Annotated in this window: 29 protein-coding genes, 4 tRNA genes and 1 pseudogene; 10 read left to right on the top strand and 24 right to left on the bottom strand. The window is 68.8% G+C overall.

The genetic code is table 11. The features are described 5' to 3' along the window. Position 1: 1 nt before the first annotated feature. The 4 genes from rdgB to AC1D1T_RS06575 form a co-directional block, all read right to left on the bottom strand. A complete protein-coding gene (gene rdgB, locus AC1D1T_RS06590; RefSeq protein ID WP_465114234.1) occupies positions 2 to 607 on the bottom strand; it encodes an RdgB/HAM1 family non-canonical purine NTP pyrophosphatase in 606 nt (201 codons plus the stop codon). A gap of 17 nt (positions 608 to 624) precedes the next feature. Beyond that, positions 625 to 1,350, bottom strand: a complete 726-nt coding sequence (gene rph / locus AC1D1T_RS06585) for a ribonuclease PH (protein WP_465114235.1) — start codon at positions 1,348 to 1,350, stop codon at positions 625 to 627. Between the two features lie 118 nt (positions 1,351 to 1,468). Beyond that, positions 1,469 to 2,383 carry a PP2C family protein-serine/threonine phosphatase gene (locus AC1D1T_RS06580; RefSeq protein WP_047507439.1) on the bottom strand — a complete coding sequence of 305 codons (915 nt, stop codon included), beginning with the start codon at positions 2,381 to 2,383 and terminating at the stop codon, positions 1,469 to 1,471. Between the two features lie 4 nt (positions 2,384 to 2,387). Continuing rightward, a complete protein-coding gene (locus tag AC1D1T_RS06575) occupies positions 2,388 to 3,356 on the bottom strand; it encodes a serine/threonine protein kinase (RefSeq protein ID WP_047507438.1) in 969 nt (322 codons plus the stop codon). 28 nt (positions 3,357 to 3,384) lie between these two features. On the opposite strand from AC1D1T_RS06575, the gene AC1D1T_RS06570 reads away from it, so the two are divergent. From AC1D1T_RS06570 to AC1D1T_RS06560, 3 genes are all read left to right on the top strand, one after another. Beyond that, on the top strand, positions 3,385 to 4,329 hold the full coding sequence (locus AC1D1T_RS06570) for a YicC/YloC family endoribonuclease (protein WP_047507436.1): 945 nt from the start codon (positions 3,385 to 3,387) through the stop codon (positions 4,327 to 4,329). Between the two features lie 96 nt (positions 4,330 to 4,425). Further along, a complete protein-coding gene (locus AC1D1T_RS06565; RefSeq protein WP_465114236.1) occupies positions 4,426 to 5,631 on the top strand; it encodes an AAA family ATPase in 1,206 nt (401 codons plus the stop codon). Further along, the gene (locus AC1D1T_RS06560; protein ID WP_465114237.1) at positions 5,628 to 6,221 is read left to right on the top strand and encodes a DUF4276 family protein; all 594 of its coding nucleotides are present in this window, start codon (positions 5,628 to 5,630) and stop codon (positions 6,219 to 6,221) included. Before AC1D1T_RS06565 ends, AC1D1T_RS06560 begins: the two co-directional genes overlap by 4 nt. Positions 6,222 to 6,284: 63 nt before the next feature. Here AC1D1T_RS06560 and AC1D1T_RS06555 read toward each other — a convergent pair whose 3' ends face one another. From AC1D1T_RS06555 to AC1D1T_RS06525, 7 genes are all read right to left on the bottom strand, one after another. Then, on the bottom strand, positions 6,285 to 6,878 hold the full coding sequence (locus AC1D1T_RS06555; protein ID WP_477828743.1) for a hypothetical protein: 594 nt from the start codon (positions 6,876 to 6,878) through the stop codon (positions 6,285 to 6,287). An 87-nt stretch (positions 6,879 to 6,965) separates the two neighbouring features. After that, positions 6,966 to 7,538 carry an HNH endonuclease gene (locus tag AC1D1T_RS06550; protein WP_477828742.1) on the bottom strand — a complete coding sequence of 191 codons (573 nt, stop codon included), beginning with the start codon at positions 7,536 to 7,538 and terminating at the stop codon, positions 6,966 to 6,968. 40 nt (positions 7,539 to 7,578) lie between these two features. Further along, a tRNA-Leu gene (locus tag AC1D1T_RS06545) sits at positions 7,579 to 7,663 on the bottom strand. Between the two features lie 15 nt (positions 7,664 to 7,678). After that, positions 7,679 to 7,764 (bottom strand) — tRNA-Cys (locus AC1D1T_RS06540). A 10-nt stretch (positions 7,765 to 7,774) separates the two neighbouring features. Further along, a tRNA-Arg gene (locus tag AC1D1T_RS06535) sits at positions 7,775 to 7,852 on the bottom strand. Between the two features lie 12 nt (positions 7,853 to 7,864). Then, positions 7,865 to 7,940, bottom strand: a tRNA-Asp gene (locus AC1D1T_RS06530). A gap of 287 nt (positions 7,941 to 8,227) precedes the next feature. Continuing rightward, a complete protein-coding gene (locus AC1D1T_RS06525; protein WP_477827228.1) occupies positions 8,228 to 9,148 on the bottom strand; it encodes an MBL fold metallo-hydrolase in 921 nt (306 codons plus the stop codon). Between the two features lie 77 nt (positions 9,149 to 9,225). Here AC1D1T_RS06525 and pdxR point away from each other — a divergent pair, with 77 nt between their 5' ends. Continuing rightward, complete coding sequence (pdxR, locus tag AC1D1T_RS06520; protein WP_477827227.1) at positions 9,226 to 10,665, top strand: MocR-like pyridoxine biosynthesis transcription factor PdxR; 1,440 nt, start codon at positions 9,226 to 9,228, stop codon at positions 10,663 to 10,665. Between the two features lie 6 nt (positions 10,666 to 10,671). Here the strand turns inward: pdxR and AC1D1T_RS06515 are convergent, their stop codons facing one another. The 4 genes and pseudogenes from AC1D1T_RS06515 to AC1D1T_RS06500 form a co-directional block, all read right to left on the bottom strand. Beyond that, positions 10,672 to 11,874 carry an MBL fold metallo-hydrolase gene (locus AC1D1T_RS06515; protein ID WP_477827226.1) on the bottom strand — a complete coding sequence of 401 codons (1,203 nt, stop codon included), beginning with the start codon at positions 11,872 to 11,874 and terminating at the stop codon, positions 10,672 to 10,674. After that, positions 11,864 to 12,175 carry a hypothetical protein gene (locus AC1D1T_RS06510; RefSeq protein ID WP_477991668.1) on the bottom strand — a complete coding sequence of 104 codons (312 nt, stop codon included), beginning with the start codon at positions 12,173 to 12,175 and terminating at the stop codon, positions 11,864 to 11,866. The genes AC1D1T_RS06515 and AC1D1T_RS06510 overlap by 11 nt, the downstream gene beginning before the upstream one ends. Positions 12,176 to 12,272: 97 nt before the next feature. Next, positions 12,273 to 12,518, bottom strand: a pseudogene (locus AC1D1T_RS06505) (Rossmann-fold NAD(P)-binding domain-containing protein); the annotation flags it as partial. 26 nt (positions 12,519 to 12,544) lie between these two features. Continuing rightward, complete coding sequence (locus tag AC1D1T_RS06500) at positions 12,545 to 13,138, bottom strand: TetR/AcrR family transcriptional regulator (protein ID WP_477829423.1); 594 nt, start codon at positions 13,136 to 13,138, stop codon at positions 12,545 to 12,547. A 121-nt stretch (positions 13,139 to 13,259) separates the two neighbouring features. On the opposite strand from AC1D1T_RS06500, the gene gmk reads away from it, so the two are divergent. The 3 genes from gmk to AC1D1T_RS06485 all read left to right on the top strand — a co-directional run bounded on the left by gmk (position 13,260) and on the right by AC1D1T_RS06485 (position 16,520). Then, positions 13,260 to 13,880, top strand: coding sequence for a guanylate kinase (gene gmk, locus AC1D1T_RS06495; protein WP_047507424.1), 621 nt, complete (start codon positions 13,260 to 13,262; stop codon positions 13,878 to 13,880). Between the two features lie 16 nt (positions 13,881 to 13,896). Next, on the top strand, positions 13,897 to 14,100 hold the full coding sequence (rpoZ, locus tag AC1D1T_RS06490) for a DNA-directed RNA polymerase subunit omega (RefSeq protein WP_047507421.1): 204 nt from the start codon (positions 13,897 to 13,899) through the stop codon (positions 14,098 to 14,100). Positions 14,101 to 14,222: 122 nt separating this feature from the next. Further along, entirely contained in the window at positions 14,223 to 16,520 is a 2,298-nt protein-coding gene (locus tag AC1D1T_RS06485; RefSeq protein ID WP_047507418.1) for a RelA/SpoT family protein, read from the top strand. Positions 16,521 to 16,544: 24 nt separating this feature from the next. Here the strand turns inward: AC1D1T_RS06485 and greB are convergent, their stop codons facing one another. Further along, positions 16,545 to 17,102, bottom strand: a complete 558-nt coding sequence (gene greB / locus AC1D1T_RS06480) for a transcription elongation factor GreB (RefSeq protein ID WP_047507416.1) — start codon at positions 17,100 to 17,102, stop codon at positions 16,545 to 16,547. 104 nt (positions 17,103 to 17,206) lie between these two features. Between greB and AC1D1T_RS06475 the strand changes: the two genes are divergently transcribed. The 3 genes from AC1D1T_RS06475 (at position 17,207) to AC1D1T_RS06465 (ending at position 19,174) form a co-directional block, all read left to right on the top strand. Further along, entirely contained in the window at positions 17,207 to 17,854 is a 648-nt protein-coding gene (locus tag AC1D1T_RS06475; protein WP_477827781.1) for a glutathione S-transferase family protein, read from the top strand. 11 nt (positions 17,855 to 17,865) lie between these two features. Then, a complete protein-coding gene (locus AC1D1T_RS06470; RefSeq protein WP_477840905.1) occupies positions 17,866 to 18,450 on the top strand; it encodes a CGNR zinc finger domain-containing protein in 585 nt (194 codons plus the stop codon). A gap of 88 nt (positions 18,451 to 18,538) precedes the next feature. After that, on the top strand, positions 18,539 to 19,174 hold the full coding sequence (locus AC1D1T_RS06465; protein ID WP_477827729.1) for a hypothetical protein: 636 nt from the start codon (positions 18,539 to 18,541) through the stop codon (positions 19,172 to 19,174). 24 nt (positions 19,175 to 19,198) lie between these two features. On the opposite strand, the gene AC1D1T_RS06460 is transcribed toward AC1D1T_RS06465, so the two are convergent. The 8 genes from AC1D1T_RS06460 to AC1D1T_RS06425 form a co-directional block, all read right to left on the bottom strand. Next, complete coding sequence (locus tag AC1D1T_RS06460) at positions 19,199 to 19,960, bottom strand: alpha/beta hydrolase (protein ID WP_477827728.1); 762 nt, start codon at positions 19,958 to 19,960, stop codon at positions 19,199 to 19,201. Continuing rightward, the gene (locus AC1D1T_RS06455) at positions 19,960 to 20,484 is read right to left on the bottom strand and encodes a class IV adenylate cyclase (RefSeq protein ID WP_477840914.1); all 525 of its coding nucleotides are present in this window, start codon (positions 20,482 to 20,484) and stop codon (positions 19,960 to 19,962) included. Before AC1D1T_RS06455 ends, AC1D1T_RS06460 begins: the two co-directional genes overlap by 1 nt. A gap of 26 nt (positions 20,485 to 20,510) precedes the next feature. Beyond that, positions 20,511 to 20,900: a VOC family protein gene (locus AC1D1T_RS06450; RefSeq protein WP_047507361.1), complete on the bottom strand. Its 390-nt coding sequence runs from the start codon at positions 20,898 to 20,900 to the stop codon at positions 20,511 to 20,513. Positions 20,901 to 20,987: 87 nt separating this feature from the next. Beyond that, a complete protein-coding gene (locus AC1D1T_RS06445; RefSeq protein ID WP_477827727.1) occupies positions 20,988 to 21,473 on the bottom strand; it encodes a hypothetical protein in 486 nt (161 codons plus the stop codon). Positions 21,474 to 21,565: 92 nt separating this feature from the next. Continuing rightward, on the bottom strand, positions 21,566 to 22,432 hold the full coding sequence (locus tag AC1D1T_RS06440; protein ID WP_477839934.1) for an alpha/beta hydrolase: 867 nt from the start codon (positions 22,430 to 22,432) through the stop codon (positions 21,566 to 21,568). Between the two features lie 129 nt (positions 22,433 to 22,561). After that, positions 22,562 to 22,987 carry a DUF3052 domain-containing protein gene (locus AC1D1T_RS06435; protein ID WP_477828850.1) on the bottom strand — a complete coding sequence of 142 codons (426 nt, stop codon included), beginning with the start codon at positions 22,985 to 22,987 and terminating at the stop codon, positions 22,562 to 22,564. Next, positions 22,984 to 23,193, bottom strand: a complete 210-nt coding sequence (locus tag AC1D1T_RS06430) for a hypothetical protein (protein WP_477828849.1) — start codon at positions 23,191 to 23,193, stop codon at positions 22,984 to 22,986. The genes AC1D1T_RS06435 and AC1D1T_RS06430 overlap by 4 nt, the downstream gene beginning before the upstream one ends. A 48-nt stretch (positions 23,194 to 23,241) precedes the next feature. Continuing rightward, positions 23,242 to 24,810, bottom strand: coding sequence for a methyl-accepting chemotaxis protein (locus tag AC1D1T_RS06425; RefSeq protein WP_477839932.1), 1,569 nt, complete (start codon positions 24,808 to 24,810; stop codon positions 23,242 to 23,244). Positions 24,811 to 24,856 lie beyond the last annotated feature (46 nt).

Below are 24,856 nucleotides of genomic sequence, written 5' to 3'. Positions count from 1 at the left end.
GTCAGCCAAGGTGCCAGACCTCGCGCATCAGGGCCAACATCTGCTGGGCCGCCATCGCACGGTGGCTCACGCGATTCTTCTCGTCGGCGCTGAGCTGCGCCACCGAGCGCCCGAGCGCCGGGATGAACATCAGCGGGTCGTAGCCGAAGCCGCCCTCGCCGGCGCGCTCGCGCAGCAGCTCGCCGTTCCAGCGGCCGAAGGCGATCAGCGGCTCGGGGTCGTCGGCCGAGCGCACCGCCACCAGCGCGCTGACGAAGCGGGCGCGGCGGTCGCCGTGCCCCTGCATGCGGTCGAGCAGCACGCGGTTGTTGTCGTCATCGCTCTTCGGCTGGCCGAACAGCGTCGCGTAGCGCGCCGACAGCACGCCCGGCGCGCCCTTCAGCGCATCGACGCACAAGCCGGAATCGTCGGCGATCGCCGCGGCACCGGCAGCGCGCGCGGCATGCCGGGCCTTGGTCAGCGCGTTCTCGACGAAGGTGAGGTACGGCTCCTCGGCCTCGGGAATGCCGAGCGAGCCCTGCGTGACCAGCTCGATGGACAACGGCGCGAACAGCGCCTGCAGCTCGCCGAGCTTCTTCTGATTGTTCGACGCGAGCACCAACCGCATCACGGCAACCCTCGCGCTCAGCCCGCCAGCGCGGCCCGCTGCGCGGCCACCAGTTCGCGGATGCCCTTGTCGGCCAGCGCCAGCAGCGCGCCCATCTCGTCGCGCGAGAAGGCCGCGCCCTCGGCCGTGCCCTGCACCTCGACGAAGCCGCCGGCGGCGGTCATCACGACGTTCATGTCGGTGTCGCAGCCCGCATCCTCGACGTACTCCAGGTCGAGCAGCGGCGTGCCGTCGACGATGCCCACCGAGATCGCCGCCACCGCATCGCGTATCGGCGATTCGGTGATCAGCCCCTTGCGCTGCAGCCAGCTGACGGCGTCTTGCGCCGCCACCCAGGCGCCGGTGATCGCCGCGGTGCGCGTGCCGCCGTCGGCCTGGATCACGTCGCAGTCGAGGTGGATGCTGCGCTCGCCCAGCTTCTTCAGGTCGAACACGCAGCGCAGCGAGCGGCCGATCAGGCGCTGGATCTCCTGCGTGCGCCCGCTCTGCTTGCCGCGCGCCGCCTCGCGGTCGCCGCGGGTGTGCGTGGCGCGCGGCAGCATGCCGTATTCGGCGGTCACCCAGCCCTCGCCGCTGCCGCGCTTGTGCGGCGGCACCTTCTCTTCGACCGACGCGGTGCACAGCACCTGGGTGTCGCCGAACGAGACCAGCACCGAACCTTCGGCGTGCTTCGTGAAATGGCGGCGGATGCTGACGGGGCGCAGCGCATCAGCGGCGCGACCTTGGGTGCGGATGAAGCTCATGGGGTGTGCAGGCGATGAAGGTGGTGTCGTGAAAGACAAAGTCCGCATCGCGACGGGCGCGAGCGGACTCGGAAGGTCATGGGGGCGAAGCTTACGCCGGGACGGGCCCGGCGTGCCGTCAGGGCTTTTTCTGCGACGAGCGGCGGATCGCCTCGTTGATTTCCTTGATCGAGCGCTCGATTTCGGCATCGTCGAGCTCGTCGGGGGCCTCCTGGCCCAGCACGCTCGCCTGGATCGTCGACGCGAAGACTTCCTCGCCCAGCGTGTCGGTGGAGATGCCGCCGTTGCTGTCGTTGTCTTCGGCCGATTCCCATTCGACGGCCAGCACCGTCACGTTGTCGCTCTTCGCGCCGCCGTTGCGCAGCGCCTGCTCGACCAGCTCGGGCACCGCATCGGCCAGCGTGTTGCGCGCCAGCTGCTCGGTGATCACCGCATCGCTGACGGTGCCCCACAGGCCGTCGGAGCACAGCAGCAGGCGGTCGCCGCTTTGCAGCACCAGCGGGCCGACGGTATCGACCACCGGCTTGCCCGGGCTGCCCAGGCAGGTGAACAGCACGTTGCGGTTGAAGCGCTCGCCCATCGGCACGACGTGGCTCAGCGTTTCCTGCAGTTCGGAGTACGAGTGGTCGCGGGTGCGGGCGACCAGCTTGTCGCCGCGCACCAGGTACAGCCGCGAATCGCCGCAGTGCGCCCAGTACGCGTTGTTGCCCTGCAGCACGCAGGCGACGACAGTGGTGCGCGGCGTATCGATCAGCGCCTTCTGCGTGGCATAGCGCAGCAGCTGGTGGTGGCCGGCGATGATGGCCTCGTGCAGGAAGCGCATCGGCTCCTTCAGCGTGGGCTTGGCATCGCGCTGGTACATCGCGGCGAGCGTCTGCAGCGCGAGCTGCGAGGCGACCTCGCCTTCGGGGTGGCCGCCCATGCCGTCAGCGAGCGCGAACAGCCCCGAATCCCGCGTGTAGCAATAGCCCATGCGGTCTTCGTTCTTCTCGCGGCCGCCTTTTCGGCTGACCTGGTACACGGTGAATCGCATGCCCTCAGCCCTTCGCGCCGGTCGTGAGGTTCTCGAGCTGCAGCTTCAGCCGTTCACTGAAGCTGAGCTTGGTATAGCGACGCTCGGTCTCGCGCGCCAGTTCCTTCTGAAGGGCAAAAACGCTTTGCGGGCGCGACAAGGGATCCAGCGACATGCACCACTCGGTTACTTCAATGAGGTTGTCGGAATAGACGTTGCGCAGCCGCGAGAGCGACAGCGCGAGGCGGTCTTTCTCGATGCGTTGCGGGGAATCGTTGGGCGGATAGCCCTGCATGCAGGCGTAGATGCAGGCGCCGATCGCGTAGATGTCGGTCCAGGGGCCGAGCGTGCCGTCGCGGCGGTACATCTCGGGCGCGGCGAAGCCGGGCGTGTACATCGGGCGGATGAAGTTGCCTTCCTTGCTCAGCACCTCGCGCGCCGCGCCGAAGTCGAGYAGCACCGCCTTGTTCTCGTTCGTGATGAAGATGTTGGCCGGCTTGATGTCCAGGTGCAGCATCTTGTGCTGGTGCACGATGCGCAAGCCGCGCAGGATCTCGTCGAACAGGCTGCGGATGGTGGACTCGCGGAACACCTTGTCGCGCTTCAGGTCGCGCGCGGTGACGATGAAATCCTGCAGGGTGTCGCCCTGCAGGTAGTTCATCACCATGTAGACGGTTTCGTTCTCGCGGAAGAAGTTCAGCACGCTGACCACGCTCGGGTGGCTGATCTGCGCGAGCGAACGGCCTTCTTCGAAGAAGCTCTTGAGCCCCAGGCGGTACAGCGGCTGCTTCTCGGGCTTGACGCGCGGCGTCAGTTCGCCGGGCGCGCGCTCGGCCAGCGAGGACGGCAGGTATTCCTTGACGGCCACCAGGTGCCGGTCGGAATCTTCGGCCAGGTAGACGACCCCAAAGCCCCCGGCTGCCAGCTTCTTGATGACCTGGTAGCCACCGACGACCGTGCCCGACGGCAACGGAGCGGGTTTTGGCTTTGACATAATCGGATTTTGCAATGCGATAAATTGAATGCCAGTCTACAGCATGACCGGGTACGCAAGCGCCACCTCCGGGGCGCAAACCGCCACAGATAGCACGGTGGCGGCAGATGCTTCCGCCCCCCGGTCGCCGGCGGCGACCGCGTCCAGCGTGATGGTGGAACTGCGTTCCGTCAACAACCGCTTCCTCGACCTGAGCCTGCGCCTGCCGGACGAGTTCCGCTCGCTGGAGCCGGTGTTGCGCGACCTGATCACCAAGCGCTTCCGGCGCGGCAAGGTCGAATTGCGCTTGAACACCCATCGGGAAAACGAATCGGCCTGGCCGACGCCCCAGCCGGACCAGCTGAACCGCCTGAGCCGCATCGAGAACACCGTGCAGAGCTGGTTGCCGAAGGCGCAGCCGCTGTCGGTGCACGAGGTCTTGCAGTGGTGCAAGACGGGCTCGGCGGCCGAGCACCTGGACGAAGCGGCGCTGGATGCCGCGCGGCGCTGCATCGACGGCCTGGCCGAAGCGCGCGAGCGCGAGGGCGAGAAGCTGGTGGCGGTGCTGATGGAGCGCGTGAAGCGCCTGCGCGAACTGGCGACGCAGGCCGAGCCGCTGGTGCCGGCCGCGGTGCAGCGCCAGCAGCAGCGTTTCGTCGAGCGCTGGCAGGAGGCGCTGGACGTGACCGGCGCGGCACAGAGCATCGCCCGCGAGGCCTTGCAGGACCGTGCGCTGAACGAGGCGGCGGCCTATGCGATCCGCATCGACGTGGCCGAGGAGCTGGCCCGCCTGCGCGCCCACCTGGAAGAGATCGCCCGCCTGCTGAAGGCCGGCGGCGAGGTCGGCAAGCGGCTCGACTTCCTGATCCAGGAGCTGCTGCGCGAGGCCAACACGCTGGGCTCGAAGGCCTCGACGCTGGAGCTGACCAACATCTCGGTGGAGATGAAGGTCGCGATCGAGCAGTTGCGGGAGCAGGTGCAGAACCTCGAGTAAGGTTCGCCAGCCTTGTGTCGAGTCCCCGGGCACACGCGTAGCGAACATGCCCGGCGAGCACGTTCGTCACGACTCCTTCAAGACAGAGAGGTTTACATGCCCCAGACCGTTTGCATTCGACGTGTGGTGCTGCGCAACTACAAGAGCATCGGACATTGCGATGTGCGCCTGCATCCTCTGACTTACCTGGTCGGTCATAACGGCGCCGGGAAAAGCAACTTTCTGGACGCGCTGCACTTTGTTCGAGACGCCCTGGCTGGATCCTTGGACAGCGCCATCAACGAGCGTGGCGGCTTGAACGAAGTGCGCCGCCGCTCCAGTGGTCATCCGACGCATTTCGGCATTCGGCTTGAGTTTCGCCTGCGAGATGGTCGCGAGGGACGATATGCCTTCGACATCGGCGCGATGGCAAGCGGCAGCTATGAGGTGCAGCATGAAGAGTGCGTCATCACCGGGATCGGGAAAGGCCCCTTCTTTCGGATGTCCAAAGGTCAGCTGCGCGACAGCAGCGAATCCACCTTCCCAGCCGTGACGGCGGACCGACTCGCCTTGGTAGCTGCATCGGGCTTCACGGCATTCAGGCCTGTATTCGATGCGTTGACAGCGATGGGTTTTTACAACCTGAATCCCAAGCTGATGCGGGAACTCCAAAAGCCGCAGGATGGTCGCCTGCTCAAGCCCGTTGGCGAGAACATCGCCAGTGTGATCGGCCATCTGGAGCGCGTCGCGCCCGATCGTGTGAAGACCATCGAAGAGTATCTTCAGTCGGTGGTTCCAATGGTGCATGGCATGGAGCGCAAGTCCATCGGACCCATGGAAACGCTGGAGTTTCGACAGGAAATGGCCGGCGCCAAGCACCCTTGGAAGTTTCTGGCGCAGAACATGTCCGATGGCACGCTGCGAGCGCTTGGCGTGATGACCGCCTTGCTGCAAAGCAACGTCGACTACTCCCCGACGCTGATCGGTATCGAAGAGCCTGAAACTGCGCTGCATCCAGCGGCCAGCGCTGCCCTGCGCGAGGTGCTGGTTCATGCCTCCAACCAAACACAAGTTCTGGTGACCAGTCACAGTCCCGACCTGCTGGATGACCGCGGCATCGATGCCGATTCGATCATCTCCGTCATCTCGGAAGGCGGAGAAACAAAAATTGCGCCGTTGGACGAAGCCTCTCGCCAAGTGTTGCGCAATCACCTGTTTTCCGCCGGTGAGCTGCTGCGCATGAACCAGCTCGCACCTGACCGCGACATCATCGCGCAGCAGAGCGCGAGCCAGACAGACTTGTTCGGTGAGGCCCGGCTGTGATCTCGATCGCATCGATCGTGGAAGGAGACGGAGAGGTCTCCGCATTGCCAATCCTGTTGCGTAGACTGGCTTCGGAACGAGATCCCGCCGCGTTGGTCAACCTGCTGCAACCCATTCGAGTTCGACGCGACAAATTCCTGAACAAGGATGATGAATTCCGCAGGCAACTGCTTCTTGCCGCAGCCAAGAGTGGTCACGACGGATGGGTTCTGATCGTGCTGGATGCCGATGACGATTGCCCGGCAAGCCTGGGTCGGGAAATCTACCAACGGGCGCAACAACATATCCCGCATCAGCGTTTGTCGGTTGTGCTGGCGAATCGGGAGTTCGAAGCCTGGTTCATCGCTGCGGCTCCCTCCTTGCAAGGAGCACGTGGATTCTCTCTGGCGCCTGAGGAAAAAATGCAGGCAGAAACTCCGCGCAACGCCAAGGGCTGGATGAGAGCGCACATGCAAAGCGGCACCTACAGCGAAATTCTCGATCAACCCGCGTTCGCTGCCCGAATTGACCTGCAGCAAGCGTTCGACAACAGCCGTTCATTCCGCAAGTTGTGCAAAGAGTGGCAAACCCATGTTGCCGCCCGAGCCTGAGGCTCAGGAGAATTGCCAGCACCGCTGGTGAACGATGGCCTCGACAAGACGCCGGTCACCGGGTCAGTGCGCCCGACGCGGCTCGAAGCCGGGATCAATGACGGCCTGGCCATCGAAAAGCGAAGGCTGGACCTTGGCCTTGATGCCACACAGCCGCAGGCGCTTGCGCAAGGTCTGCACCGCAATTCGCAGGTCCGCGGAAAGCGCGTCGGCATCCCAGTCGAACCTGATCAGCAACAGCACATAGGCCGACGCCTCGGAGTAGCTGTGCCGGACCATCTTCGCGTAGTCGACGTCGTCCTCTGCCTGCTGCAGCCGCACCAACGGGTCGGAATCCAGCGGTGAGGTGAGCAAGCGTGCCAAGGCGCTTGCGGCAAATTCGGAATCTTCCTGGTCCCAGTCCTTGTCGAGGCGAACTGCGTGTCGCATCTGCTTCTCGGCAAACTTCACGAGCTTGCAGTAGAGCCACTTCAGCACGGACTGCTGATCCGCAGGATCGCCGAAATCGACCGGATAGCCTCGTCGCTGTCCGATGTCGGCCGCGACAAGCCAAGCTTCCTGCTTGACGTCTTCGACACTCATGTCACCACGCGTCGCGCCGGCGATTCGTCGCAGTGCAGCGGCCTGGCCCCTCAGAAAGTCGCTGATGGCCCGCATGACAGCGCGGGCTCAGCAGGCGAGAACCAGTTCAATGCCCATGATCGCCTTGGTAACGCCCGAGGTCGCAATGGTTCCGAAAGATGCTCAACCCAGCCGCGATCCCTTCGGCAGTCGCGCCGCCAGCCACTCGTGCACGTCGGCCCGGATGTGCCGGCCTTCAAGCAGGAAGCCTTCGAAGCGACTCGGCACGTACGGCAGGTACACCAGCGGCATGCGGGCCTCCTCGGGCGTGCGGGCGGCCTTGCGGCCGTTGCACGCGGCGCAGGCGGTGACGAGGTTCATCCATGTCCAGCCGCCGCCGCGGGACTCCGGCACGATGTGTTCGCACTGCAGGTCGCGCTCCGGAAAGCACTGGCTGCAGTACGCACAGGTCATGCGGTCGCGGCGGAACAGCTTGCCCTTGCTGAAGGCCGGTACCACGTCGAAGAGGTTGACGCTCGACGCACCGCGCAACGCGATGATCGGGTGCACGTCGATCACCGACTGACGGCCGCGTGCGACGTTGAAACCACCGCGCAGCGTGGCCAGCGGGCCATCGCCGTCGACCCAGGCCACCGCATCCGCAGCCACGTGCGAAGCAGCATGCTCCAGCGTGATCCACGCCTGGGGCGTGCCCTGGATGTCGAGTTGCAGCACGTGGTTGTGACGAGGGTGCATGGTGGCCTCCTTTCGCGGCCCGGCTGATGAAAACGATGTGTGGTCCCCTCGGTCCGAGTCGAACGGACATGCCCTGCGGCGCCGGCTTCTGAGACCGGTGCGTCTGCCAATTCCGCCACGAGGGGGTTGATCTGAACTGATGGACTCGACGATCCGATTCGAACGGATGCGGGCTTGCGCCGTCTGGTTTGCAGCCAGATGCCTTCGACCACTTGGCTACGTCGAGATGGGGTTGCTGGTGCCTCGTGCACGACTCGAACGTGCGACCTCCGGCTTCGTAGGCCGGCGCTCTGATCCAACTGAGCTAACGAGGCTCTCCTGTCTTGTGGCGCCCCGTGCGGGAGTCGAACCCGCGGCTTCCGGCTAGACAGGCCGGCACTCTGGCCACTGAGTCAACGGAGCATTCAATCCATCCGGTCACGGGTTCCGGCGCCGCCCAATCGTTGCGGCCGATTTGTTTGATCTGGTATCGCGTGCGGGATTCGACGCGACCTGTCTGATATCGAAAAGAGAAAAGGCCCGGATCCTCATCAGATCCGGGCCTCTGCGAACAGAGCTTGGAAGGGGCGCCGCCTATGCGCCTCCTTCTCCCGGATGAACCCGATCCTCATGTCGATCAAGCTGTGTGCGACACGCCAGCCCGATCACGCCCGGCAGGGCGCGCTTGGCAACGGAAGTCAGCAGCTTGTTCACGAGGCAGGTCCTTGAAGAAGTTCGGTTCGATCGATCAATCGAGGAGGCGGACTGTAAAGAGTCTTTACTGACCCGTCAACAACTTTTTTTCCTGACGAGATCTCATCGCGCTCGACACCGATCGCGCGCAGGTATCGATCGAACGATTCGTCCACCGCGGACGCCCCGTCACCGATGATGTTGCGCCCCCAGGTGTAGCCGAAGACATCGTCGAAGCGTCGCCCCTGCAGCAGCTGCCGCAGGCGCGACACCGCAGCAGGCGCCATCGGGATCAGGTTCGGGTAGCTGTACATGAACGACACGTGCCGGCGGTCCTGCACCACCTGCAGCGCGTCACCGGGGAACAGCGCGCCGCCGGGCCGCGGCCCGTCCCGCCAGTGCAACGCGGTGCTGCCGGCGAAGTGCCCGCCGCAGCGCAGCAGCGTGACGCCGTCGGACAGGCGCAGCTCATCACCGCCCCAGAAGCGGATCTGCGGCGCCGGCCGCAGCACCCATTCGCGGTCCGCCTCGTGCAGCAGGATCGGCACGCCGCCCAGCGCGTCGCTCCAGTCGACCATCGCCGCGTAGAAGTGCGGGTGCGAGATCGCGATCAGGTCGACGCCGCCGCGCTCGCGCAGCGCCCGCACCGCCTCGTCCGTCACCAGGCTCAGGCTCTCCCACAGGATGTTGCCGGCGTCGGTGGGCAGGAACATCGCACGCTGGTCGATCGCGAAGCCCGGCGCCAGGCCGATGCCGAGCACGCCCTGGTCGTCCTCGATGCGCAGCTTGTGAGAAGCGGCCAGCTCGGCCCGTGTCGTCCAGCGCTGGCCCTTCCAGCCGACGTACTGGCGCTCGTCCTCGCACACGGGGCAGCGCTGCGGCGGCACGGCCGACAGCGCGAACTGGGTGCCGCAGGTGGCACAGATCGGGTGGTTCATCGTGGGCTCCAGGGTCTTGTCGATGGCCTCAGGATGCCGTTCAATGTGGTTCGTTTCCAGATCCACTTTCTGCCAGGATGAGCAAGCCACTTTTCGACCTGCGCCTCGAGCTGCCTGCGCGCGGCTCGGGCAACGTGCAGCAGGCACTGCACCACCAGCTGCGCGCCGCCATCGTCGACGGCCGCCTCGCAGCGGGCGCCCGCCTGCCCGCCACGCGCGAGCTCGCCGGGCTGGCCGGCGTGTCGCGCAGCACCGCGCTGGCCGCCTACGACCTGCTGCTCGCCGAAGGCTATGTCGAAGGCCGGCACGGCTCCGGCACCTACGTCTCGGCGCGCCACGGCGGCCCGGCGGGCGACGCCGCAGGCGCGTCGCTGGCCCACAAGCTGGCGGCGCCCTGGCGCGACAGCGCACCCGCACGCCCGTCGCCCCCGCTGCGCTTCGACTTCCGCATCGGCTACCCCGACCAGCGCCAGTTCCCGTTCGACGTCTGGCGGCGCCTCACTGCCCGTGCGCTGCGCGCCGCGTCGCGCGCCAGCGGCGCCGGCAGCGATCCGCAAGGCGACCCGCGCCTTCGCGAAGCCATCGCGCGGCACGTGTCGCACGCGCGGGCGGTGGCCTGCGATGCCGATGCGGTGGTCGTCACCGCCGGTGCGCAACAGGCCTTCGACCTGCTGGCCCGCTGCCTGGTGGCGCCCGGCCGCACGACGATCGCGCTGGAGAACCCGGGCTACCCGCCGCTCGGTGTCGCGTTCGCGCAGGCCGGCGCCCGCCTGCACGACGTGCCGGTGGACGAGCACGGCCTCTGCGTGGACCGCCTGCCGGACCGCATCGACCTGATCAGCGTGTCGCCGTCGCACCAGTCGCCGCTGGGCGTGACGCTGTCGGCGGCGCGCCGGGCCGCGTTGCTCGCGCATGCCCAGCAGGCCGACGCGCTGGTGATCGAGGACGACTACGACGGCGAATTCCGCCTCGGCGGCCGGCCGCTCGACGCGCTGCAGACGCTCGATCGCGGCCGGCGCGTCTTCTACGTCGGCACCTTCGCGAAGAGCATGTTCATGGCATTGCGCGTCGGCTTCGTCGTCGCGCCGCACTGGGCGGTGCCGGCGCTGGTGGCCACGCGGCTGGCGAGCAACTGGCATGTCCCGGCGATCAACCAGGCGGCGCTGGCCGACTTCATCGCCGAAGGCCACCTGGCGCGCCACGTGCGCCGGATGCGCGGCGTCTATGCCGGGCGGCAGCAGGCCTTGCTCGAGGCGCTGCGGCTGCATTTCGGCGAGCGGCTGCAGCCGCTGCCCTCGCTGGCCGGCCTGCACCTGTGTGCCGCCCTGCACGGCGCGACGCCGGCCGAGCGCTGGCTGCCGCCCGCGGCGCAGGCCGGCGTGCGGCTGGCCACGCTCTCGGCGAGCACGCGGCCGCCGCTGTCGCTCAACGGCCTGCTGTTCGGCTACGGGCTGATCGAGGCGGCGCAGATCGATCCGGCGATGCGCGCGCTGGCCGCGGCCGTGCGCGGCCTGTGAGGCGCGCTACGAGCAGCGCGGCAATTCGACGCGCTGCGCCGCATCGCCCCGCTTCGTCGCGATCACCGGCCGCTCGGCCGCCGTGTGCCACGGCTGCGCCGGCCACCACCGCGAGGCCGAGGCCTGCTGCTGCGGCTCGACACTCTGCCCCGGCTGCGGCGTCAGCACGCTGACGTGCTGGCACGCCGCCGCGGCCAGCACGCGCTCGACCGGCTCGGTCCAGCCGTGGTGGGCCAGCGCGAACAGACCCCAGTGCACCGGCATCATCAGCTGCCCCCGCACGCGCTGATGCGCCAGCACCGCCTGCTCCGGCCCGAGATGCCAGTCGGGCCAGTCGGCGTCGTACTGGCCCGACTCGATCAGCGTCAGGTCGAACGGGCCGAGGCGCGCGCCGATGTCGTTCATCTCGTCGAACAGGCCGGTGTCGCCGGAGTACCAGACGCGGTGCTGCGGCCCAACCAGCGCGAAGCCGCTCCACAGCGTGTGGTCGGCCTGCGGGTTGATGCGGCCCGAGGCATGGCGCGCCGGTGTCGCCGTGACCTGCAGCGTGCCGACCGCGGTCGACTGCCACCAGTCCAGCTCGACGATGCGATCGTTCGGCACGCCCCAGCCGCGCAGGTGCCCGCCGATCCCGAGCGGCACGATGAAGCGTGCGCCACGCGCCTGCAGCGCCATCACGGTCGCGCGGTCGAGGTGGTCGTAGTGATCGTGCGAGACGAGCACCGCATCGATCGCCGGCAGCTTGTCGAGCAGGATCGGCGGCGCGAACCAGCGCTTCGGGCCGGCCCAGGTCACCGGCGAGGGCCGCTCGCTCCAGATCGGGTCGAGCAGCACGCGCTGCCCATCGACTTCGAGCAGCGTCGACGAGTGACCGAACCAGGTCACGCGCAGGCCGCTGGCCGGCGCGACGGCGAACGCCTCGCCCTGGCTGCGCAGCACCGGCACCGGGCCGGCGGGCGACTGGCCGGGTTCCGAATCGAACGCCCGCCACAGCGCGCGCTTCATGTCGCTCCACATCGGCTGCGGGTTGTTGAACTGGCCGTCGTGCCATTGCGGCGAGGCCTGGACCTGCGCCTGCTCCTGCGGGCTGCGGCTCCACTGGCCGAAGCTGGAACAGGCGCTGGACAACACCAGCGCCGCCAGCGCGGCGGCACACGCGCCACCCCAGGCAACCCGGCGCCAGATCGGCTTGCGGCGTTCAGCGCCCATCGACACGCCCCTGGCTCAGTGCATGGATCGCCGGCGCCTCGGCCACCTGGCGGACATCCCCGCCCTGGGCCGCAGCCAGCATCGCGCGGCCGATGCTCTCGGTGGTCAGCAGCCGGTCCGGGAACAACCGGCGCAGGCCGCTCAGCAGCGGGCCGAGCACCACGTAGAACGCGTGGATCCAGCCGGTCTTCGAGCGCGCGCCATGCAGCGGCTGGATCGCCCCGGGCCGGAACCCCCATACCGCGCGGAACGGCAGGCGCATCAGTTCGTTCTCGGTGCGGCCCTTCACGCGGGCCCACATCGATGCCCCCCCGCTCGCTGCTGTCGGTGCCGGCACCGGAGACGTAGACGAAGCACAGTTGCGGGCTGGTGCGCGCCAGCGTGCCGGCGATGGCGAGCGTGAGGTCCAGCGTCACGCGGCGGTAGTCGGCCTCGCTCATGCCGAGCGACGAGACGCCGAGGCAGAAGAAGCAGGCGTCGATGCCGCGCAGGCTGTCTTCGATCGGCGCCAGGTCGTGCAGGTCGGCGTGCGCGAGGTTCGTCAGCTTCGCGTGCGCGACGGCGGGCGGCATGCGCCCGAGCGTGATCACCTGCGACACGCCGGCGTCGAGCAGGCATTCACGCAGCACGCCCTGGCCGACCATGCCGGTCGCGCCGAGGATCAGGACTTTCATTCGTTTCCCTTCAATGCAATGCCATTCCAGAACACGTCGAAGCCGGCGGCGACGGGATCGAGCCCGCTGCCGTCGGGGTCGGCCATCTCTGCCAGCGCGGCCAACGTGGCATCGGCCAGGCCGCTGAACATCGCGCCGATGAACTGCACCGGGTAGTCGCGCACCAGCTTCTGCCGCACGCAGGCTTCGGCCTCGCGCAGCAGCTCGACGAACGGCGCACTGCCGGCGTCGCGGGTCTCGGGCGTGATGCGGTCGGAGACGCGCAATTGCCCCATCACCTTGCACTTCAGCGGGTTCGCGGCTGCCCAGCCCAGGTAGCGGGTCCACACATGGCGGAACTTCTCGCGCGCCGGGGCCGCCTGCGGGTAATCGCCCATCATCGCGTCGGCCAGCTCCAGCTTCAGCGCCCGGTACAGCGCGTTGACCAGCACGTCCTTGCTGGCGAAATAGGTGAACAGCGTGCCTTCGGCGACGCCGGCCGCCTTGGAGATCGCCGAGGTCGGCGTCGACCACACGCCGCGCACCGCGAACTCCTCGACGGCGGCGTCGAGGATGGCCTTCTGCTTGTCTTCGCTGCGGGGTCGGGCCACGGTGACATCACTTAATTGAGCAAGTACTCAATCATAGAACTGCACATTCACGCCGGTCAAGCGACTTCTCACCGGCAAGGCGCTGCAGGACACGTGGAGCGCTGGTGCAAAATCCCGCGCGATGGATTACCCCGGCAATCTCTTCGTGGTGGCCGCCCCGAGCGGCGCCGGCAAGTCGAGCCTCGTGAAGGCCTTGCTGGAACTCGATTCGCACCTGGTGGTGTCGGTCTCGCACACCACGCGCGCGCCGCGCGGGCAGGAGCAGGACGGGCGCGAGTACTTCTTCATCAGCGAGCCGGCGTTCCGCGCCAAGATCGCGGCCGGCGACTTCTTCGAATGGGCCGAGGTGCACGGCAACCTCTACGGCACCTCGCGCCAGGCGATCGAGGAGCGCATCGCCGGCGGCCACGACGTGGTGCTCGAGATCGACTGGCAGGGCGCGCTGCAGATCAAGCGGCTGTTCCCGAACGCGATCCTGATCTTCATCCTGCCGCCCAGCTGGGAGGAGCTCGCGCAGCGCCTGAACCGCCGCGGCGAGGACCACCCGGATGTCATCGAGCAGCGCCTGACGAATGCCCGCGTCGAGGTCGCGCAAGCCCGACATTTCGACTTTGTTATCATCAACGCTCTCTTCGAGTCGGCGCTCTTCGACCTGAAGGCGATCGTTCACTCGCAGCGTCTCAAGTACGCTGCGCTGCAAAGAAGCAAACCTGCCGTCTTTGCCAACCTGAATCTCAACTGAGAACGGAGTTCTTGCCATGGCCCGCATCACTGTCGAAGACTGCCTCGTCAAGATCCCCAACCGCTTCCAGCTCGTGCTGGCCGCGACCTACCGCGCCCGCATGCTGAGCCAGGGCCACGCCCCGAAGATCGAGACCAAGAACAAGCCGGCCGTGACCGCGCTGCGCGAAATCGCCGAAGGCGAAATCGGCATCGAGATGCTGCGCAAGGTGCCGATCTGATCTGCTGATCTCCTGAAGCACGCCTTGCTTCACCCCAGGACGGCCCCTCGCGGGCCGTTCTCGTTTTCCCTTGCTGCGCCCCCACGGCGGCGTCTGCGGCGAATCCGCGATAAATTCGGGCCATGAACGCCCGTTCCCCGGCCACTGCCTTGCGTGAAGCGCCGCCCGCCCCGTCGGGCCGCGGCGGCAGCACGCCGGTGCCGGCAGCCACCAAGGACGCGGCTGCCGCCTCGTTCGCGGCGCTCACCCACAAGCTCGACTACCTCGACGCCGCCGACATCAAGCGCGTGCGCGAGGCCTACCGCTTCGCCGACGAGGCCCACCTGGGCCAGTTCCGCGCGAGCGGCGAGCCCTACATCACGCACCCGATCGCGGTCGCCGGCCTGTGCGCCGACTGGAAGCTCGACGCGCAGGCCATCATGGCCGCGCTGATGCACGACGCGATGGAGGACTGCGGCGTCACCAAGGTCGAGCTGATCGAGCGCTTCGGCTCGTCCACCGCCGACCTCGTCGACGGCCTGACCAAGCTCGACAAGCTGCAGTTCTCCACGCGCGAGGAATCGCAGGCCGAATCCTTCCGCAAGATGCTGCTCGCGATGGCGCGCGACGTGCGCGTGATCCTGATCAAGCTCGCCGACCGCCTGCACAACATGCGCACGATGGACGCGATGGCATCGGCCAAGCGCATGCGCATCGCCCGCGAGACGCTCGACATCTACGCGCCGATCGCGCACCGGCTCGGCCTGAACCAGACCTACCGCGAGCTGCAGGAGCTGTCGTTCCAGCACACCCGGCCGTGGCGCCATGCGGCGCTGTCGAAGGCGGTGCTGCGCGCGCGCGGCTACCGGCGCGACATCGTCGAGCGCATCCAGCGCGAGGTCGAGAAGGCCTTCGCCGACGCGCAGCCGCAGGCCCAGCAGAAGGTGCAGGTGTTCGGCCGCGAGAAGACGCTCTATTCGATCTACAGCAAGATGCGCGAGAAGCACTTCAGCTTCGCGCAGGTGAACGACATCTTCGGCTTCCGCATCGTGGTCGGCACGCTGCCCGAGTGCTACCTCGCGCTCGGCGTGCTGCACCAGCTGTACAAGCCGCTGCCCGGGCGCTTCAAGGACTACATCGCGATCCCGAAGGCGAACGGCTACCAGTCGCTGCACACCACGCTCGTGAGCCCGCTGGGCACGGCGGTGGAGTTCCAGATCCGCACCGAGCCGATGCATGCGGTGGCCGAGAAGGGCATCGCCGCGCACTGGATGTACAAGGCCGGCGGCACCACGCAGCTGCACGATGCGCAGCGCCTGGGCACGCTGTGGCTGCAGTCGCTGATCGATATTCAAGACGAGACGCGCGACGCCAACGAGTTCCTCGAGCACGTCAAGATCGACCTGTTCCCCGATGCGGTCTACGTGTTCACGCCGAAGTCCCGCATCATGGCGCTGCCGCGCGGCGCGACGCCGGTCGACTTCGCGTACGCGATCCACTCCGACGTCGGCGACCACTGCGTCGCGGCCAAGGTCAACGGCGACCCGGTCGCGCTGCGCACCGAGCTGCGCAGCGGCGACGTGGTCGAGGTCGTCACCGCACCGGGCGCGCGGCCGAACCCGGCCTGGCTGAACTTCGTGCGCACCGGCCGGGCGCGCTCGAAGATCCGCCACTACCTGAAGAACATGGAGCAGGAAGAGTCGCAGCAGCTGGGCGAGAAGCTGCTCGCGCAGGCGCTGCGCGCCGAAGGCCTGAACATGCCGGCCAGCGACCCGGCGGATGCCGCTGCCGGCGCGCTGTGGCAGCAACTCGCGCGCTGGAGCGGCACGCGCTCGCGCGCCGAGCTGCTGATCGACATCGGCCTTGGCCGCAAGATCGCGACCATCGTCGCGAAGCGGCTGGCCCAGATGATGGGCGAGCGCGGCGAGCGCCCCGATGCGCTGACGCTGACGATGGGCCGCTACGCCGCCGACGACAACGCGCCGTCGCAGGGTCTGGTGGTGATCGACGGCAGCGAGGGCGCCTCGGTGCAGATGGCACCGTGCTGCCGCCCGATCCCCGGCGACGCGATCGTCGGCTACCTCGGCCGCGGCGAGGGGCTGCTGGTGCACACCGTCGACTGCTCCACCGCGAAGCGCCTGTTCGAGCGCGACAGCGAGCGCTGGATGACGGTCGAGTGGGCCGAGGAGCCGGTGCGCGCGTTCGAGACCGGCGTCACGCTGCTGCTGAAGAACGGCAAGGGCGTGCTGGCCCAGGTGGCGGCGGCCGTCAGCGAGGCCGAGGCCGACATCACCCACATCGACATGGACGACGAACCGGCGGCGCAGACGATCGAGCTGCGCCTGCTGCTGAGCGTGCGCGACCGGCTGCACCTGGCCGACGTGATGCGCACGCTGCGCCGCGCGGCGCCCGTGCTGCGCGTGACCCGCGTCAAGCCGTAGCCCGGAAGCCATTCCGGGCCATCCCTACGGCTTCGGATATTTCACGTCGATCACCTCGATCCGCTCGAGCCCGCCCGGCGTCATCAACTGCACCTCGTCGCCGATGCGCGCCTTCAGCAGCGCCCGCGCGATCGGCGCGATCCAGCTGATCTCGCCGCGGCTGCTGTCCGATTCGTCGACACCCTTGATCGTGACGGTGCGCTCCTCGCCGCGCTCGTTCGCATAGGTCACCGTCGCGCCGAAGAACACCTGGTCGTTGCCGTGGTGCAGCGACGGGTCGGCGACCTCGGCGATGTCGAGCCGCTTGGTCAGGAAGCGGATGCGGCGATCGATCTCGCGCAGCCGCTTCTTGCCGTACAGGTAGTCGCCGTTCTCGGAACGGTCGCCGTTCTTCGCGGCCCACGACACCACCTCGACGACCTTCGGCCGCTCGTCGTCGAGCAGCGTCAGCAGCTCGTGGCGCAGCGCCTGGTAGCCGCCGGGCGTCATGTAGTTGCGCGTGCCCTGCGGCAACGCCGGCAGGCCGACCTCGTCGTCCTCGTCGTCGCTGGAATCGGTCTCTTTGGTGAACGCCTTGCTCATGCCCGCGATTTGAACCCAACTGCCCGGCACATGCGATCAGGGTGATTGACTTGCCTAACCGGTTAGGCAGAATCAAGCCGCCTCGACATCTTCAGGAACCCGCCATGTACACCCTCTTTGCCACGCCCGGGTCGGTCGGCTGCGCTGCCGTCGATGCCGCATTGCGCTTGTGCGGCGTGCCGTTCGAGACCGTCGAGGCCGCGCCGTGGACCGAGTCGCCCGGCCGCGACCGGCTGAAGCTCGCCAACCCGCTGGTGCAGATCCCGACGCTGCAAGGCGCCGGCGGCGAACTGCTGACCGAGACGGCGGCGATCCTGATCCACCTCGGCCTCACGCACCCCGAGGCCCGGCTGCTGCCCGCCGACGCGGCCGCGCGCGCCAGCCACCTGCGCGGGCTCGTCTACCTGGCGGCCAACGTCTACCCCGCCATCACGGTGATCGACTTCCCCGAGCGCTTCTGCGAGGCCTGCAGCGACGACGAGGCCAGGCGCATCCGCGCGCAGACCCGCCGCCACCTGCACGGGCTGTGGGAGGTGTTCGCCGACAGCTTCGCCGCGCCGCCATCGGCCGCCTTCCTCGGTGGCGACACCCCCGGCGCACTCGACCTGATGGCCGCTGCGCTGTCCAGGTGCTTCGGCACGCGCCCGCACCTGGCCTCGGCACGGCCCGGCTTCGCCGAGTTGCTGTCGCGCATCGACGCCCACCCGCGCTTTGCCGACACCGAGCAGCGCTACTGGCCACCATCGACATAAGGGCGGCGCTGATGGCCACCCTCTCGGCCGGCGTCGGCGGCGCGCTCGCGCTGGAGTTCGCGAACACCGCCGGCGATCACCTGTCCGACACGCCGTCCGAGCGATTGAGCAGCTGGGCGCGCTTCGCGCAGTGGTGCCTCGAGCAGGACCTGGTCGACGCACGCGGCGCCGCGGCGCTGAAGGCGTCGACCGACGAGCTCGCGCCGGTGATCGCCGCGCGCGATGCGGTGTTTCGCGTCGGCCTCGCGATCGCGCAGGGCACGAAGCCGCCCGCCGCGGCGCTCACGCTGCTGAACGACCTGGCTTCCGGCGATGGCCCGCGCGTCAGCCACACGCAGGCCGGCCTGCGCTGGCGCGGCACCGCCGACGACAGCGCGGCCTCGTTGCGCACGCTGCTCGCGCGCGAGGGCCTGACGCTGTTCTGCTCGCCGCGCGCCGCCCGCATGCGGCTKTGCGCCGGGCCGCTGTGCGGCTGGCTGTTCCTCGACGACAGCCGCGGCGCGCCGCGCCGCTGGTGCTCGATGGGCGATTGCGGCAACCGCGCCAAGGTGCAGCGCCACCAGGCGCGCCGATCGGCCGCCGCACAGGACGGCTGACCGCGGCGCCCGAGGTGCAACAGCGGTTCCCCTCGCGCGTCGCAGCGTGTACCCTTGCCGCTGCTCTCATCTCCCACGTTGTCTTCCCATGCGCCTGATCCGGTCCCTGCCCTTGCTGATCCTGCTGTCCACGGCCCGCGTCGCGCTCGCCGCCCCGGCCGCTTCCACCCCCGCGGCGACCGATCCGAAGCCCGCCGAACGCTGCGAGACCGCCGTCGCCGACACCATCCGCGAGATGCGCGGCAAGGAAGCACGCGACATCGAGTTCATCGCCGCACAGCGCTCGCTGCTGCCGGCCACCGGCGACGAGACCACCGTCAAGGGCGCCGGCCGCTACAAGACCACCGCGACCGGCGTGCACAGCTTCACCTACCGCTGCGCGTACAACGCCGAGTCGAACGAGACCTCGGGCGTCGTGTTCCGCGAGACCGGCAGCACCCGGCCCCTCGTCGAGAAGGCCTGGGAGCCCGACCTCAGCAAGGTCTCGCCCGACGCCTGCGAGACCGCAATCGCCGCGACGCTGAAGGACAAGTACCCGCGCGTCGGCCGCATCGCCTTCGATGCCGAGACGCGCCGCCTGCAGCCCGCCCCCGACGACGGCACCTGGCTCGACGGCCAGGGCGCCGTCGAACGCGCGCCCGGCATGAATTCGATCCCGTTCACCTACCGCTGCGCGTTCCAGGCGCGCACCGGGCGGCTGGTCAGCGCGCAAGCCACGCCCTGACGCAGGGCGGCGCGAAGCCAGGGCCTAGAAGCCGGCTTGGAGCGCACGCCCGTAGGCGCTGCGGCGGGAGAGGTCGTTGTGGCCCGCATCGGGAATGACGGTCATCGTCGCGATACCCGGCGCGAAGGCCGCCAGCAGGCGTTCGGTGCTGGCGCGCGGGATCACTTCGTCGTGCTCGGCGGCGATCAGCGTCGTCGGCACCGTGAGGGCCGGTGCATGCCGCACCGACTCGTAGGTGTCCTGCAGCAGCCAGCGCACCGGGAACCACCGGAACTGCGCCGATGCCAGGCCCAGGATGCTGTCGTACGGCGTCACCAGCACGAGGCGCGACACCGGGCGCTCCCGCGCGACACGGATCGCGATGCCCGAACCGAGGCTGCGGCCGATCACCGACACGCGTGCATGCGAGCGGGCGACGAGGTCGTACAGCGCGAGCGCATCGCCTTGCAGCGCGGCCTCGGACGGCGAGCCGCCGCTGCGGCCGTAGCCGCGGTACTGCATCGCGTAGATCGCGTGGTCGGGGAAGGTGCGCGCCAGTTCGGGCAGGGTCTGCGAGACATCCTCGCCATTGCCGCCAAAGTAGACCAGCGCCTGCGGGCCGTCATGCGGCCGCACCGACGCGCGCACGTCCACCCCGAGGCCCGGCAGCGTGATCTCGCCGGCCGGCGGCCCGCTGCGCGGTTGCGGGAAGTAGAGCAGCGAGCGCTGGAAGGCGTAGAGCGCGCCGCACAGGCCGAGGTAGCCGACCACGACCAGGGCCACCACGACGCCCAGGAGTTTGAGCATCAGGGATGTCGCTCGCTGGAGGACAGCAGGTCGACATAGGCCCGCTCGACGAGCTGCCCGGCCGGCACCTGCAGCTGCGCCATCAGCGCATGCGCCTCGGCCACGCCGGCCTCGGCCGGCTCGCCGTCGCGCAGCACGACCTCGAGCTCCAGGAAATCGCCCAGCCGCTCGACGCGGTCGAGGTGCACGCGCGTGCGGCCCACCAGGTACAGCGTGCGCTGCTTGCGCACCCGGCCCGCCTGGCCGTGGGCCAGCGTGAGCACCTCGCGCAGCAACGCCGGTTCGGCGGTCGTCGAGCGCAGGTAGAACGATTCCTTCGGGCCGGCCTGGTCGGCGCGGCGGTAGAAGATCAGCTCGCCTTCGGTGGCGGAGAACGCGCGCAGCTTCAGCCGGCCGTTCTCGCAGCGGAAGAAGGTGTCGTCCTGCGCGATCGGCGTCGGCCCCTGCTGCGCGAGCGCGGCGACACGCGGTTCGAGCTGTTCGATGCCCTCGATCCGGGCCTTGATCTCGATGTTGCGCGCCATCTGCAGACCTGATCTCGCAGAGGTGGTCATGCGGCCACCTCGCCTTCGGGGCCGGCCAGCACGACGACGTAGCCGTCGGGGTCGCGCAGCCAGATCTCGCGCCGGCCGTGGTTCGGGTCGACCCCCGGCCCTTCGAGCACCTGGGCGGCCTGCTGGCGCACGCGCAGCACGGCGGCGTCGAAATCGTCGGTGCGGAACCACAGCAGCATGCCGTTGCCGCGGGCGCTGCTGTCGGGCCGGCCGAGGTGCGGGTGGTGGCGGGTGTCCCACGGCCGCAGCCGCATCACGACGCGTTCGCCGCACAGCAGCGTCTCGTCGTCGACACCCGCGGCACTGCTGCGCAGGCCGAGCACGGATTGGTACCAGTGGCAGCTGGATTCGAGATCGCGCACGGCGATCAGGGGCTCTGGAGACATGGGAGGCGGGTGCGAAGGACGGAGCGCGACCGAGACACTATGTCACAGCGGTTCAGCCCGGGTCATGCGGATTTCGCAAGCCGCCCCTCAAAAGTAGTAGTGCGCCGCCGCCCAGCCGAGGATCGCCGGTGCCGCCACCAGCAGCGCGACCGCACCGAGGCAACCCTTCTTCGCATCGGCGTTCGACGCCGTGCCTGGCGCAGGCGGCTGCACGCGCTTGGCCGCCTCGGCCAGATGCGCCTGTTTGGCCTGCTGGGCATCGCGGCGGGCCAGCATCTCGCCGGGCCCGTGGGTGCGGTTCTGGATCACCGATTGAGAGCCGCGCCAGCGCGTGTGGCAGGCGTTGCAGAAGAATTGGCGCGAGCCCTGCTCGTAGGCGACCAGCGTGCGGCGCGAGTGCGTGAACTGCTTGGTGCAGTTGGCGCAGGTGAAGCGCAGGTTGGCCGGGCCGCGCGCACGGCCGCTGCCACCGCGGGTGCGGGTCTGGCGGCGGCGGGCTCGCACGAGCCACAGGCCGGCGATGAAGGCGACTGCGGCGACCAACGCCGCGAACAGTTCGGGACTGAATTCCATGACCGGGCGATGCTAGCGGCTTGCGGGGCCGTATGCCGCCGCAGCGGGTTCGCACCGGTAAGGGGCGTGTCGAAATGCCTGAGGAAGAGGGGTCAGCGGACCAGGTACCGGTCCAGGAAAGCGATCACGGTCTTCCGGTAGGCCTCGGGGCCGGCGTTGAAAAGGTCGACATGCGCCGCACCGTCGACCGCCCAGAACTGCTTCGGCTCACGCGCCGCGTCGAAGATGCGCCGGCTTTCGGCGAGGGTGGTGTGCTGGTCGCGCGTGCCGCTGGCGACCAGCACTGGCGCCTTCAGCGAGGCGATCGCGTCGACCGGGCGCAGTTGATCGGGCGAGATGCCGGTGCGCAGCGGAAGCTGCCACAGCAGCAGCGGCGCAAGCGCCGACCCGACCGGTCCGAGACGGCGCGTCAACCGATCGACGACGGCCTCCTCGATCGTCGGGTACATCGATTCGAGCACCACGGCATCGGGCGCCGGCTCGGCGTGCGCCAGCACCAGCGACGCGGCACCGAGTGAAACGCCGATCACGCCGATCGCCTCGCCCGGCAGGCGCCGCCGCAACTCGGCCAGTGCCGTGCGCACCCCGGCGCCTTCGCGCAGCCCGAAGGTGATGCGCTCGCCGCTGCTCTCGCCGTGCGCGGGCAGGTCGATCAGCAGCACGGCATGGCCGTCACGCGACAGCAGCCGGGCGCGCTCGATCATCGCGCGCCGGTCCGCCCGCACGCCGTGCAGCAGCAGCACGGCGCCGCGACCCGGCCGGCCCGGGATGAACCAGCCGGCGACCGTGGCGCCGCGGCCGTCCGGGATCGACACGGTCTCGGCCTGCAGGTCGGCGGGCGCCGCGCCGATGGTGCGTGCGGCCGGCGAACTGAGCGCCTCGCCGGCACCCAGGCTGGCCAGCGCGACCAGCATCGCACTGGTCGCGAGACCGGCCGCGATCCGCGTGACGCGTCGCATCACACGCCCGGTGCCGACGCGCATCCGAGCGCCCACACCAGCGCAGCAGCGCGCTGGCGGATTCCTTGTGCCGTCATTCTTCCTCCCCGGATTCGATGATGATCGGCGCGATTCTGCCGTGCGGGCGCATCAGGGGCGACGCTGCTCGTTGCGCAATTCCTTGCGCACGACGAGCTTCAGCCCCGACCACACCGCGTCGACGGCGCACACCTTGACGTCGACGAAGCCCAGCGGCAGCGCGAGTTCGCGGATCGTGTCCTCGGTGATGTCGGTCGGCATCTTCGAGGCCTTCTTGGGCCACGAGACCCAGAGCGCTGCATCGGGCTTCAGCACCTTGCGCAGCGAAGGCAGGTGCGCTGCCAGGTCATCGCGCCTCGTGACGAAGACATGCGCGATGTCGGTGATGCCGGTCGCCCGGCTCGTGAACTCGACACCGGCCGGTACCGGCACCAGCAGCGTCCGGTAGCCCGGTGGTTCGTCAAGAATCGCAACGGTGCAGCCCTCTTTCAGGCCGAGCTTCTTCGCGAGCGGCGTGCCGGAATAGCCCTCCGTCATGCGGCCGCGCCGCCCGCTGCGAGTGCCGCGCGCACTTCGGCGAACACGCGCTCAGCGGGAATACTGGCTCCACTGTCCGAACCCTTGAGGATCTCGGCCCGCAGCGCGTCGCAGATCACCTCACGCTTGCCGGCACCGTCGCCTTGAGCGATCTCCTCGCATGCGGAAGCCGCGAACCGTTTTCCTGTGACGTCGTTGGATGGCATGGGCCGAACGCTATCAAACGCTGGCGGCCCCGCCAAGCCCGCACGGACTCACGCCAGGGTCATTCCCTGTCCGCTCAGCCGGAACGTCCCGATGATCCCGCTCAGCCGCAGCGCCTGGTCCTTCAGGCTCTCGGCGGCCGCGGCCGATTCCTCGACCAGCGCGGCGTTCTGCTGCGTCATCTGGTCGAGCTGGCTCACCGCCACGTTGACCTGGCCGATGCCCTGGCTCTGCTCGCCCGAGGCGGCGCTGATCTCGCTGATCATGTCGGTCACGCGCGTCACGCTGACGACGATCTCGTCCATCGTCGAGCCGGCGTCCTGCACCAGCCGGCTGCCGGCCTCGACCCGGTCGACGCTCTGGCCGATCAGGCCCTTGATCTCGCGGGCCGCCTCGGCACTGCGCTGCGCGAGGCTGCGCACCTCGCTCGCGACCACCGCGAAACCGCGGCCCTGCTCACCGGCCCGCGCCGCTTCCACCGCCGCATTCAGCGCGAGGATGTTGGTCTGGAACGCGATGCCGTCGATCACGCCGATGATGTCGGCGATCTTCTTCGAGCTGGCATTGATCTCGTCCATCGTCGACACGACTTCGGACACCACCTGCCCGCCGCGCTGCGCGACCTGCGCCGCCGACGACGCGAGCTGCGCGGCCTGCGACGCGCTCTCGGCGCTCTGGCGCACGGTGCCGGTCAGCTGCTCCATCGACGCAGCCGACTGCTGCAGGCTGCTCGCGGCCTGCTCGGTGCGCGCGCTCAGGTCCTGGTTGCCGGTCGCGATCTGCGTGCTGGCCGTCGAGATGCCGTCGGCCACGCCGCGCACCTCGTTCAGCGTGCGCGTGAGCGCCGTGCGCATCGCATCGATCGAGCGCAGCAGCCGGCCGGTCTCGTCCGGCGCATAGCGGGTCTGCGCCGCGGCACTCAGGTCCATGCGGGCGATCGCGTCGGCCATCGCGACGGCGCGGCGCAGCGGCGTGGTGATGCTGCGCGTCAGCGACACGGCCAGCGTCACGCCGACCAGCAGCGACAGCACCGCGCTCACCATCAGCAGCGTGTTCGCGCTGGCGCGGCGCGCTTCGGCGGCGCGCGCGTTGGCGTCGAGCTGCTCGCGCTGCGCATTGCACAACTCCTGCACGGCGGCGATGTACTCGCGCGACCTGGGTTCGAACTGCTCGCTGAACGAGCGGCTGGCACCGTCGGCATCGCCCGCCAGCTTCAGCTTGCTCACCTCCTCGCGCGCGGCCAGGTAGCCCTTGCGCAGCTCGCTGACCTTCTCGTACTGGCGGCGCTCGTCGGGCCGGTTCATCTGCGGCTCGATCTGCTTCTGCAGCTCGGTGGTCTGCTTGATCGATTCGGCGGTGGCGCCGGCAAAGTACTCGATCAGGCTCGGGTCGCTGCTCTTGGCAATGGCCGCGGCGCGCTGCACGCCCGAGGTGGTGAAGCGCAGCCAGTCGGTCAGCGCCCGCTCGGTCTTCACGTTGTCCGAGATCATCACGTCGATCTCGGCGCTGGTGCGTTTCAGCGTGTACACCGCATACAGGCTGCTCGCGACCGACAGCCCGAGGATCAGGCCGAGGACGACGGTGAGGCGCTTGCCGATGGAAAGGTTGTCGAGGAGCATGGTGCGTCGGATAGAGGAAGACGCAGGCTTATCGACAACCGGCCGC

This window comes from Rhizobacter sp. P2_H3 (genome assembly GCF_056403355.1).
Note: the sequence above shows the minus strand (reverse complement) of the source record. Positions and strands in the feature narration are given on the sequence as shown.